This window comes from Desulfolutivibrio sp., assembly GCF_036584575.1.
Lineage (GTDB): Bacteria > Desulfobacterota > Desulfovibrionia > Desulfovibrionales > Desulfovibrionaceae > Desulfolutivibrio.
This window is the reverse complement of sequence record NZ_JAZHDB010000210.1, coordinates 1-11312: the sequence shown is the minus strand read 5'-3', so window position 1 is coordinate 11312 and position 11312 is coordinate 1. Positions and strand designations below refer to the sequence as shown.

Here is an 11312-nt window from a genome sequence, read left to right as displayed (position 1 = left end):
AGGGGCCGCGCCCCGACGCAGGCCAGGGCGTCCGCCAGCCCGTCCAGGTCGGCCAGGGTCGCCGCCCGGATCTCGGCCCGGGTCTTTCCCCCCAGGCCAAGCGTGGTGCGTCGGGCCAGATGCGGCCCGTCAAGGATTTCAAGCCCCACCTTCCCGCTCCAGGAAATGCTGTCCCACCTGCCACACGTTGCCCGCGCCCAGGGTCAAAAGGAGGTCGCCCGAGGCCAGCAGGTCCGGCAGGGCTTCCTCCACGGCGACGAAATCCGGATAAAACGACACCTTGGTCTTGCTCACCTGGCGGATGCCCTGGGCCAGACTCTCGCCGGAGACGCCGGGGATGGGCGACTCCGAGGCCGGATAGATCTCGGTCAGGACGAGCTCGTCCACACCCTCGAAGCAGCGGCAGAATTCTCCGAAAAGGGCCTGGGTGCGGGTGAACCGGTGGGGCTGGAAGACCACCACCAGCCGTTTGTCCGGATAGCAGCTTTTGGCCGTGGCCAGGGTGGCCCGGATCTCGGCCGGATGATGGCCGTAGTCGTCCACCACCGTGACCCCGGCGGCCGCCCCCTTGAGCTCGAAGCGACGCCCCACCCCGGCGAATTTGCTGAACGCCCCGGCCACGATGTCCGCCGGGATGCCCGCCTCAAGGGCCACGCCCAGGGCCCCCAGGGCGTTTTGCACGTTGTGGCGGCCCGGATGGTTGAGGCGCATCTCGGCCAAAAACGCGCCATCGAGAAACACCTCGAAGCGGCTCGACGCGCCCAAGCGCAGGATGTTGCCGCGAAGCCGGGCCTTGTCGCCGAAGCCGTAGGTCAGAACCGGCCGGTTGACGCGGGGCAGAAGCCTGGCCACGCCGGGATCGTCCAGGCAGACCACGTTGACGCCATAAAAGGGGATGGCGTTTAAAAACCGCACAAAGGCGTCGTCGATGGCCTGCTGGCCGGAATAAAAGTCCAGGTGGTCGGCGTCCACGTTGGTGACCACGGTGGTGATGGGCGACAGGCACAAAAAGGAGCCGTCGGACTCGTCGGCCTCGGCGATGAGGAATTCGCCCTCGCCCAGGCGGGCCCCGGCCCCGTAGGCGTTTAAGCGGCCGCCGATGATGACCGTGGGGTCAAGGCCCGCCTCGGTGAAGATGGTGGCCAAAAGGGAGGTGGTGGTGGTCTTGCCGTGGGTTCCGGCCACGGCGATGCCCGTGCGCAGGCGCATGAGCTCGGCCAGCATCTCGGCCCGGGGGATGATGGGAATGCCCCGGGATCTCGCCTCCACCAGTTCCGGGTTGTCGGCGGCCACGGCCGAGGAGCGCACCACCACGTCGGCGGCGCCCACGTTCTCGCGGCCATGCCCGATGGCGATGTCCGCTCCAAGCTGCTTTAGGCGTTTGACCACCGGGCCGTAGGCCAGATCCGAGCCGCCCACGTCGTAGCCCAGGTTTAAGAGCACCTCGGCGATGCCGCTCATGCCCGAGCCGCCGATGCCCACCATGTGGATGCGTCGCACCTTGGTGCGCATGCCGCCCTTTCCTGCTGCATCAAGCCCGCTCATGTCCGGCCTCCGTCTTGAATCCGCGAGGCGGCCAGGGCCGACAACTCGCGGGCGATGGTCTCGGCCGCCTTGGGGGCGGCCAGTTTTCCGGCGGCCTGGGCCATGGCCGCGAGCCTGTCGGGATGGGCGAAAAGCTCCAGCACGAGGCTTGCCAGGGAGGCCGGGTCCAGGCGCTTCTGGTCGATGACCACCGCCGCCCCGGCCCTGGCCATGAACGAGGCGTTCACCGTCTGGTGGTCGTGGGTGGCGTAAGGGAACGGCGCCAGGATGGCCGGTTTTTTGGCCGAGGTGACCTCGGCCAGGGTGCTGGCCCCGGATCGGGCGATGATCAGGTCGGCCCAAGCGTAGGCGGCGGCCATGTCCTCGATGAAATTTTCAACGACCAACTCCCCCGGCGCGGCGCGGCCCGCCGCATGCCTTGCCTCGGCAACCTCGCCCGCCGCCTCGGCCACCCGCTCGAAATCGGCCCGGCCGGTCTGGATGGTCACCCGAAGGCCCGCATCGAGCAGCCCGGGCAGGGCCGCCAGCACGGCGGTGTTGATGGCCTGGGCCCCCTGGCTGCCGCCCAGGACCAGGACATTGCGCGACGCGGCGTCATCCTTGGCCGGGGCCTGCCACATGGCCGCGATGTCGTGGCGCACGGGGTTGCCGGTCAGCACGGTTTTCCTGGCCGGGAAGACCCCGGCCTCATCGGGATAGGTGACGAATATCCGGGTGACGAGTTTCCCCAAAAGCTTGTTGGTGACCCCGGGGACGCTGTTTTGCTCGTGCAGGGCCGTGGGGACGCCCACAAGGCGCGCCGCCAGGACCGGGAAAAAGCTGGCGTAGCCGCCGAAACCGGCCACCAGGTCGGGCCGAAACGAGCGGTAAAACCCCATGGCCATGACGATGGCCCGGGTGGACAACACCCCTTCCGCAAAACCCCGCAGGCCCCGGCCGAACACCCCCTTGGCCGGGAGGGCCACGAACCGCAGTCCGGCCTTGCGGGCCAGCACGGCCTCGGGGCCATGGCCGCCCACGAAGGCGACCTCCAGCCCCGGGTGCATGACCAGAAGGGCCTGGGCCACGGCCAGGGCGGGGAAGATGTGCCCGCCGGTGCCGCCCGTGGTGATGACCAGCCGCTTCATGGCGTCTGCCTCCTGGAGAGGTTGAGCAGCACCCCGACGCACAAAAAGCAGGCCACCAGAGAGGAGCCGCCGTAGCTCAAAAACGGCATGGCCACGCCTTTGGGCGGCACGCACCCGAGCACCACGGCCAGATTGAGCAGAAAACCCAGCCCCAGCACCAGGGCCATGCCGTAGGCCGTGAACCGGTCGCGCAGGTCGTCCTGGGACAGGGCGATGCGAAAGGCCCTCCACAAAAGGATCGCGATGCACAAAAAGACCATGGACACGCCGATAAAACCCATCTCCTCGCCAAGGACGGCCATGACGAAATCGGTGTGGGCCTCAGGCAGATAGAAAAGCTTCTGCTTTCCCGAGCCGAACCCGGCCCCGGTTATGCCGCCGGACCCGAAGGCGTAGAAGGACTGCACGAGTTGATAGCCCACGTTCTGGGGATCCTTGAACGGATCGAGAAAGGCGAACCAGCGTTTGAACCGGTAGGGCGACTGCACGATGAGAAGGCCAATGGCCCCGGCCCCGAAAATAACGGACACGAAAAGATAGGTCATCCGGGTGCCGCCCACCAGGCTCATGAGGAAAAAGAGCATGCCCAAAAACACCGCGCCGCCGAAATCGGGCTGCAACAGCAAAATGAGCCCAAGCCCGCCGGTGACCAGCACGGGAGGGATGAATCCCACGCTAAACGACCGCACCAGCTTCTGCTTCTGGCTGAAGAAATAGGCCAGATAAAAGACCAGGGCCACCTTGGCCAGCTCCATGGGCTGGATGGACACCCCGCCCAGGGACAGCCAGCGCCGCGCGCCGCCGGCCTTGACCGAAAACGGCGGGATGAGCGTCAGACATAACAGCCCGATGACCGCGAAAAGCCACAGATACACCGGGGCGTACATGAGCTTTTTGGGAATTTTGGCGAAAAAGAGCATGACCACCAGCCCCACCAGGGCGAAGACGGCCTGCTTGCGGAAATAGAAATATTTGCTCTCCATGGCCCGTTCGGCCATGACCCCGCTGGCCGACAGCACCATGATCAGCCCCAGCCCGGCCAGGACCAGGGTCGCGCCCAAAAGCCAATAATCCATGCCATCTTGCTGGCCGGACAGATCGGTTCCGGTCTGCATGCTCATGGCTTTTCTCCGGACGGGGTCACGGGCGCGCCCGGCAGCGCGGCGAACACGGCCTGGAAATCCCGGCCCCTGGCCTTGTAACTGCTATACAGGTCGAAGCTGGAGGTGGCCGGGGACAAAAGAATCACCTCGCCGGACGCAGCCCTGGCGTAGAGCTTTTCCACAGCCTCGGCCAGGGTCGCCGACCATTCCAAGGGCAGCGCGCCCTGCCAGGCGGATTCGAAAATCTCCCGGCTGCCGCCGAAAAGCCCCACGCTTTTGACGCGCTCCCGCAACAGAGGGACCATTCCTTCCAGATCGCCGCCCTTGAACACCCCGCCAGCCAAAAGATGCACGGGCCGGTCGAAGGTCTCGATGGCCGCGCGCATGGCCGTAACCGTGGTGGCCTTGGAATCGTCCACAAAGATCACGCCGCGTTTTTCCCCCAGGACCTGAATGCGGTGCGGGGCCGGGGCGAAGTCGAAAAAGGCGGTTTCGGCCAGCTCCTGCGTGACCCCGAAGGGACGCGCGGCGGCGAAGGCGGCCTCCATGTCGGCTTGGTTGTGGCGGCCTAGGAGCCGCGGGCAGCGGAAACGATCCGAAGGGGCGAAGGTTTCCAGGCGGGCCTTGGTGACCTGGCGGCCGGAGAGCAGATAGTCCAGGTCGGCCGGGACGATGGCCAGATCCGACGGCCCCTGCATGGCGAAAAGCCGCAGCTTGGCGGCCAGGTATTCGTCCATGTCCGCGTGCCAGTCCAGATGGTTGGCGGAAAAATTGAGCAGGACCGCCACCTTGGGATGGAAGGTGAACACGTTTTGGAGCTGGAAACTGCTGGCCTCGATGACGCACACGTCGGCGGGCTCACCGGCCAAGACGTATTCGGAAAGCGGCGTGCCGATGTTTCCCCCGGTGAAGACCGAAAGCCCGGCCCGGGTGAGCAGATGGCTTATGAGCATGACCGTGGTGGTCTTGCCGTTGGTGCCGGTGACGGCCACCATGGGCGCCTCCACGAACCAGGAGGCCAGCTCCAGTTCGGCCAACACCTGGGCGTCGGGGCAGGCCGTAAGATACGGGGCCAGGGAGGCCCGCGATATGCCCGGACTTAAGACCACGAGATCCGCCCCGGCGAAATGGCCCGGGGTATGTTCGCCGGTTAAGATTTCAACGCCCGTGCAGGCCTGGGCCTCGCAGAAGTCGGCCGGTATGGCGGCGGGATTTTTTTCCAGCAGGCGCACCCAGGCCCCGAGCCGGGACAGAAGCCGCACGGCGGCCCGTCCCGAGGCCCCGGCCCCCACGACCACGGCCGTGTGACCGGCCAGTTGTCCCGAATGCACCATGTCGCGCATGTCCCCTACCTCAGCTTCAGCGTGCTTAAGGCCAAAAAGGCCAGGAGAATGGACAAAATCCAGGACCGGATGATGATTTTCGACTCCGGCACGCCCATCAGCTCAAAATGGTGATGCAGGGGGGCCATCTTGAAAATGCGCTTGCCCCCGCTCATCTTGAAGTACCCCACCTGGATGATGACCGAGACCGTCTCGGCCACGAACAGTCCGCCCACCAGGACCAAAAGCAGCTCCTGCTTGCACAGGACCGCCAAAAACCCCAGAACCCCGCCCAGGGAAAGCGAGCCCACGTCGCCCATGAACACCTGGGCCGGATAGGCGTTGAACCACAAAAATCCCAGTCCCGCGCCCATGAGCGCCCCGCAAAAGACCGTCACCTCGCCCACCCCGGCCACGCTCATCACCTGGAGGTATTTGGCGATCTGGGCGTGCCCGGCCACGTAGACGAACAGGGCGAACATGCCCCCGGCCACGATCATCGGGCCAATGGCCAGCCCGTCCAGGCCGTCGGTGATGTTCACGCCGTTGCTGGCCCCGATCATGACCAGCATGGCGAAGGCGATGTACCACAACCCCAGGTCGGGGCTGACGGACTTGAAAAACGGCACGGCCAGATTGGTGGAATAGTCCGGATGGGTCACCAAAAGGACCGCCGCCACCCCGGCCACAAGCAACTGGCCGAAAATCTTGGCCCGGGCGGAGAGGCCCTTGTTCTTTTTTTTGACCACCTTGAGGTAGTCGTCCACAAAGCCCACAACCCCGAACCCGGCGAAGACGAATAGCGTCAGCCACACGAACTCGTTGGTCAGATCGCCCCACAAAAGCACCGCCGCCATGACCGAAAAGGCGATGAGCAGGCCCCCCATGGTGGGGGTTCCGGCCTTGCACTGGTGGGTCTTGACGTCCTCGTGGATGTACTGGCCGCACTTGACGCTGGTCAGCCAGCGGATCACCCGGGGGCCCAGAAGGATGGACAGGACCAGGGCGGTCATAAAGGCCGCCGCCGACCGGAAGGTGATGTACCGAAAGACGTTTAGGGCCGTGAACTGACCGGCCAGGGGCACCAGGAGGTGGTAGATCATTCCCGCCCCTCCCGCTTTTTCCCTTTCTCCGCGTCCTGGCAAAGGGCGCAGGCATAGGCCTCCATGCGCATGGATCTCGATCCCTTGAAAAGCACGACGCCTCCCGTAAGTCCAAGGCTGACAAAGGCCTTGAGGAATTCGGAAGGGGAGTTGACGACGACAACCGGCCCGGCATACCCCGCCCCGGCCAACCCCTGGGCCACGGCCTGGGCGCTTTGGCCGGAAAAAAACACCGCCGCCGGATGCAGCCCGGCCACGTATTCCCCGAGCCGGACATGCTCTTCCCGGGTGACCGCGCCAAGCTCCAGCATCTCCCCGAGAACCGGCACGAACGGCCCCCCCGTCGCCATCTCCGCCCCGGCCTCCAAGGCCCGGCGCATGGACAGGGGATTGGCGTTGTAGGTGTCGTCCACGACCGTGAAGCAGCCGTGGCGGCGGCAGCAAAACCGCTGTTCAGGGATGGCGGCGGCGGCAAGCCCCCGGCGGATGGCCCCCTCGTCCGCGCCCAGCATATGGGCGCAGGCGGCGGCGGCCAGGATGTTCTCGGCGAAATGCCCGCCCCGGTAGGGCAGGGCCAGTTCCATCTCCAGGCCGCACAGGCGGACGGAAAAAAGACCTCCCTCTTCTCGGGGCCCCAGATACGCTGCCTGATACGGCGCATCAAGCCCCCGGCAGGACATGCCCATGACCCGGGGGAACACCCGCCGGGCCTCGTTCCACAGCTCGGGATGGTCCATGCCCGCCAGAGCCGCGCCGCCCTTGGCCACGGCGCGCAGCAGTTCGCATTTCTCCCGGGCCACCCCGGCCACGTCTCCGAAGCCTTCCAGGTGCGCCGGGCCCACGTTGACCACCACGGCCACATCCGGCGCGGCCATGTCCGCCAGATCGCGCATTTCCCCGGGAACGCTGACGCCAAGCTCCATGACCCAGAAGGCGTCACCTGACCCGGCGCTGAGGATGGACAGGGGCAGACCGATCAGATTGTTGAAATTTTTGTAGTTTTTCGAGGTCGGACCCATCTCGGACAGGATGGCCGCCAAGAGCTCCTTGACCGTGGTCTTGCCTGCCGAACCGGTCACGGCCACCACCTTGGCGGCGGTCTTGCGACGCCAGTGTCCGGCCAGGCGTCCCAGGGCGGACACGGTATCCTTGACCAGGAGCACCGGCGCCCGGGAGACGATCTCCGGCATGGGCCGGTCGGCCAGGATCGCGCCCGCGCCCTTGGCCACGGCCTCGGCCGCAAAATGGTGCCCGTCGAAGCGCGCGCCGGGGATGCAGACAAACAGACGGCCCGGGGTCACGGCCCGGCTGTCCGTGCACACCCCGTCGAAGACGGGGTTGCCCACATCGCCCAGGTCGCCCACGGCGCCCGTGGCGGCCAGTATTTCCGAGAGCGTCATGCGCACCGGGCAAGCTCCCTTACGACCGTGGCGTCGTGAAACGGAAATTTCGTGTCCCCGATCTGCTGATAGGCCTCATGCCCCTTTCCGGCCACGACCAGCACGTCGTCAGGCGTCATCCCGGCCAGGGCCAGGCCGATGGCCCGGCGGCGATCCGGATCTTCCAGAACGCGCGCCGCTCCGGAAAGCCCCGGCCGGGCGTCGTCCATGATGGCCTTGGGGTCTTCATGGCGGGGGTTGTCCGAGGTCAGAACCGCCACATCGGCATACCTGGACACGGCTGCGGCCATAAGCGGTCGCTTGGTCCGGTCGCGGTCGCCGCCGCAGCCGAAGACCACGAAAAGCCGCCCCGCCGTCACCTCGCGCACGGCCCGAAGCGCGTTTTCCAGGGCGTCGGGGGTGTGGGCGTAGTCCACGAAAACGTTCAGGCACCGGTCGTTGACCACCCGCTGCAGCCGCCCCGGCACCCCGCCAAACCCCGACAGGGCCGTCATATCGGCCGGGGTCAGCCCCAGGGCCAGACCAAGGCCCATGGCCGCCAGGAGATTTTGGGCGTTGAAGCGACCGACGAGCGGCGAGACGATCTCCCAGCTTTCGCCTTCGAAGGTGACGCCGATGGCCAGACCCGAGCCGTCATGGCGATGGATCTCGCCCCGAAGCGGCCGCCAGTCCCCGGGAACGAAGGAACCAAGGCCATAACCCACGCTTCCGGGCAGCATCTCCAAAAGGCGCTGGCCGTGCGGATCGTCGAAGTTGATCACGGCGCGCTCGGGGCCGGTCAGGTAGTGCGTGAAAAGCCTGGTCTTGGCCTGGAAATAGGTCTCCATGTCCCCATGGTAGTCCAGATGGTCCTGGGTCAGGTTGGTGAAGGCGGCGGCGGCATAGGACAGTCCGGCCACCCGGTCCTGGTCCAGGGCGTGGGACGACACCTCCATGACCGCCGCCCGGGTTCCGGCCGCGATCATTTCGGCGAACAGGTCGTGCAAATCCAGGCACCCCGGGGTGGTCAGGGTGGCCGGTCGCGATCCGCCGGGCCAGCGATAGGCCACGGTGCCCAAAAGCCCCGTGGGCAGGCCGGCGCTTAAAAGCAGATGCTCCACCAGGAAGCAGACCGTGGTCTTGCCGTTGGTGCCCGTGACCCCGGCCAGGGAAAATCCCCCCCAGCCAGCGCCGTGGGAGGCCTTGGCCAATTCCCCCAGGGCCAGACGGGGGTTTGGCGCCGTGATCAGCCGGGCCGCGCTTTCTGCGGGCAGGGCCACGCCGGGACCGGCCACCACCAGGGACGCCCCCTTGGCGACGGCTTCGGCCACATGCCGCGCCGCAGCGCAGGCGTCTGCGGATACCGCCACAAACACAGCCCCGGGCACGACCCTGCCCGAGTGCGCGCACAGGGGGGCCTCTCTGGAAATGGCCGCCAGGGCCTCGCCAAGGCCTGCCTTGTCCGTCTTGTGGTGCTGCGTCGATGTGGTCTTCACGTGTATCGCCTTTGCCGCGTCCGTTGCGATTTCAAGACACTGCTGGTCCCATGACCGTTTAAGATGCCGATCCCCTGCCTTACGACGGCCGGGCCAGCCACAGCACGAATTCCTGTTGTTTTTCAGCTCCCGGCCAGGGGGCGCCCGGCGCGGGACTTTGCCGGGTGACCACCAGTCCCTGGCCCTCGATCTTGGGCACGATGCCCTTGGACACCAAAATCTCCACCACCCGGCGAAGCGGCATGCCGGAAAAATTGGGAATGGCCGGGGAATCGAGCAGACCCGGCGGGACCGCCACCACCTCGGCCAGGGTGTCGTCGATAACCGGCGGCGGCACGGTTTCCGGCTTGTGCGCCGACCCTTTGCCGCCCGCCGCCTGTTGGGCGGCGGCCGTTGCGGCGGCGGGCATTTGTTCGGTTCCCTTGGCCAGATGCCCGGTGTCGGGGGCGTGTCCGAGGTAGGACAAGGTCTTTTGCATGACCTCGCGCACGGCCGGGGCGGAGACCACGCCGCCGTAGTGGCTGGGCTCGGGTTCGTCCACCATGACCATGACCAGGTATTGCGGGGTTTCGGCGGGCACGAAGGCTACAAAGGACGCCAGGTATTTGTCGCCGTATCCGCCCGTGGGACTGGCCTTCTGGGCCGTGCCGGTCTTGCCGCCCATCTCGACGCCCTCGATCTGGGCCACCCGGCCGGTGCCCTTTTCCTCGTGCACCACCTCGCGCATCATGCGCTGCACGGTCCTGGCCACCTCGGCGTCGAAAACCCTGACCGGGGCGACATCGGCGGCCGCCTGGGGCGGATCGAGGACCAGTTTCAGGGGCTTTTTGACGCCGTCGTTGGCCAGGATCAAAAAGGCCTGGGCCAGTTGGATGGGGGTGACGGCCACCCCCTGGCCGAAGGAGGCGGTGGCCGTGTCGATGGGCTGCCAGTCTTTCAGCGACCGGACCAGGCCCTTGCCTTCGCCGGACAGGGGCAGCCCCGTGGGCGTGCCGAAGCCGTACTTCTCGAAATAGGCGTGCATCCGCTTGTGTCCAAGCAGCATGCCGATCTTGGCCGCGCCGATGTTGCTCGACCAGCGGATGATCTTGTTGACCGTGAGGTCGCCGTAGGAATGGGTGTCCTTGATGGTGCGCACGCCCACCTTGAACTTGCCGTTTTCACAAAAAAACGTGGTTTCGGGCTTGACCAGGCCCTCCTGGAGGGCGGCGGCGGCGATCAGCGGCTTCATGGTGGAGCCGGGTTCCACCACGTCCAGGGCGGAACGGTTGCGGCCCTCTCTGGGATTGACGTTTCGGGCGGCGTTGGGATTGAAAAAGGGATAGTTGGCCCAGGCCAGAATTTCTCCCGTGGGCACGTGGACCACCAGGCAGGTTCCGGCCTTGCCGTGGTGGGTGGTCACGGCCTTGGCCAATTCTTCCTCGGCGAAAAACTGAATCTGGGAATCGAGGGTGAGCGTCAGGTCGTGGCCGCGCAGATTCTGAAGCTCGCGGCCCTGGGCGTCGAAATAGAGCTTGCGGCCCGAGGCGTCGCGCTGCACGGCGTACTTGGCCCGGCTTCCGGCCAGCCAATCCTCGAAGGACAACTCCACCCCTTCCAGGCCCTGGTCGTCCATGCCCACGAAACCCAACACCTGGCCGGCCAGATGCCGGTTGGGATAGGACCGGCCGTGTTCGGCCTCCAGATACACCCCGGGGATGTTCGCCTGCCGGATCTCGGCCGAATCCTTGTCGTCCACGCGCCGGGAGATGTAGACGAAGGGCTTGGTGGATTCGAGCTTCTTTTTGATCCAGGCCGGTTTGATGCGCAGGATGCCGCCCAACTGATTCGCGGCGGCGTCCAGGTCCGTGACTTCCTTGGGACGCACGCTGACGGCGGTGAATTCCACGGTCTTGGCCTGACAGCACGATGAGCACGGCCGTGGCGTAGGCGCGGTCCGTCAGCACCAGGGGCATGCGCACGGACTCGGTGTTGGCCGTCATGACCAGGATGCGGGCCAGTTCGCTGCCGATCCACAGGCCAGGCAAGAGGGCCGCCAGGGTCAGCACGGCCAGTTCCGAGAGCAGGACGATTGTGGTCTCGGCCTCGGAGAAGCCCAGCACGCGCAAGGTGGCCAGGTCGCGGGTGCGTTCGGACAGGGCGATGCGCGCGCCGTTGTAGACCACCCCGCAGGATACGATGACGGCAAAGCCGAAATACACGGCCTGGACCACGCCCATCATGTCGCCCATGGCCGA

General features: G+C 66.3%; 8 protein-coding genes and 1 pseudogene. All 9 read right to left on the bottom strand.

The window, feature by feature from the left end; genetic code table 11:
* Positions 1-138: 138 nt before the first annotated feature.
* On the bottom strand, positions 139-1512 hold the full coding sequence (gene murC, locus V3572_RS15305; protein WP_332111889.1) for a UDP-N-acetylmuramate--L-alanine ligase: 1374 nt from the start codon (positions 1510-1512) through the stop codon (positions 139-141).
* Positions 1513-1541: 29 nt separating this feature from the next.
* A complete protein-coding gene (gene murG / locus V3572_RS15300; RefSeq protein WP_332111888.1) occupies positions 1542-2672 on the bottom strand; it encodes an undecaprenyldiphospho-muramoylpentapeptide beta-N-acetylglucosaminyltransferase in 1131 nt (376 codons plus the stop codon).
* Positions 2669-3787 carry a putative lipid II flippase FtsW gene (gene ftsW, locus V3572_RS15295; protein ID WP_442877392.1) on the bottom strand — a complete coding sequence of 373 codons (1119 nt, stop codon included), beginning with the start codon at positions 3785-3787 and terminating at the stop codon, positions 2669-2671. Before ftsW ends, murG begins: the two co-directional genes overlap by 4 nt.
* A 2-nt stretch (positions 3788-3789) precedes the next feature.
* A complete protein-coding gene (murD, locus tag V3572_RS15290) occupies positions 3790-5118 on the bottom strand; it encodes a UDP-N-acetylmuramoyl-L-alanine--D-glutamate ligase (protein ID WP_332109970.1) in 1329 nt (442 codons plus the stop codon).
* A 5-nt stretch (positions 5119-5123) separates the two neighbouring features.
* Positions 5124-6200 (bottom strand): phospho-N-acetylmuramoyl-pentapeptide-transferase, encoded by a 1077-nt coding sequence (gene mraY / locus V3572_RS15285; protein ID WP_332109968.1) that lies wholly within the window; start codon positions 6198-6200, stop codon positions 5124-5126.
* The gene (locus tag V3572_RS15280) at positions 6197-7600 is read right to left on the bottom strand and encodes a UDP-N-acetylmuramoyl-tripeptide--D-alanyl-D-alanine ligase (RefSeq protein ID WP_332109972.1); all 1404 of its coding nucleotides are present in this window, start codon (positions 7598-7600) and stop codon (positions 6197-6199) included. The genes mraY and V3572_RS15280 overlap by 4 nt, the downstream gene beginning before the upstream one ends.
* Positions 7597-9075, bottom strand: a complete 1479-nt coding sequence (locus V3572_RS15275) for a UDP-N-acetylmuramoyl-L-alanyl-D-glutamate--2,6-diaminopimelate ligase (RefSeq protein ID WP_332109967.1) — start codon at positions 9073-9075, stop codon at positions 7597-7599. Before V3572_RS15275 ends, V3572_RS15280 begins: the two co-directional genes overlap by 4 nt.
* A gap of 79 nt (positions 9076-9154) precedes the next feature.
* Positions 9155-10963 (bottom strand): penicillin-binding transpeptidase domain-containing protein, encoded by a 1809-nt coding sequence (locus tag V3572_RS15270; protein ID WP_332111886.1) that lies wholly within the window; start codon positions 10961-10963, stop codon positions 9155-9157.
* Between the two features lie 73 nt (positions 10964-11036).
* Positions 11037-11294: pseudogene (locus V3572_RS15265) on the bottom strand (FtsX-like permease family protein); the annotation flags it as partial.
* Between the last annotated feature and the right edge of the window lie 18 nt (positions 11295-11312).

Bases quoted from the DNA above. Each gene is read 5' to 3' on its own strand.
- murG (WP_332111888.1), bottom strand. From the start codon at position 2,672: ATGAAGCGGCTGGTCATCACCACGGGCGGCACCGGCGGGCACATCTTC.
- ftsW (WP_442877392.1), bottom strand. From the start codon at position 3,787: ATGCAGACCGGAACCGATCTGTCCGGCCAGCAAGATGGCATGGATTAT.
- mraY (WP_332109968.1), bottom strand. From the start codon at position 6,200: ATGATCTACCACCTCCTGGTGCCCCTGGCCGGTCAGTTCACGGCCCTA.
- V3572_RS15280 (WP_332109972.1), bottom strand. From the start codon at position 7,600: ATGACGCTCTCGGAAATACTGGCCGCCACGGGCGCCGTGGGCGACCTG.
- murD (WP_332109970.1), bottom strand. From the start codon at position 5,118: ATGCGCGACATGGTGCATTCGGGACAACTGGCCGGTCACACGGCCGTG.
- murC (WP_332111889.1), bottom strand. From the start codon at position 1,512: ATGCGCACCAAGGTGCGACGCATCCACATGGTGGGCATCGGCGGCTCG.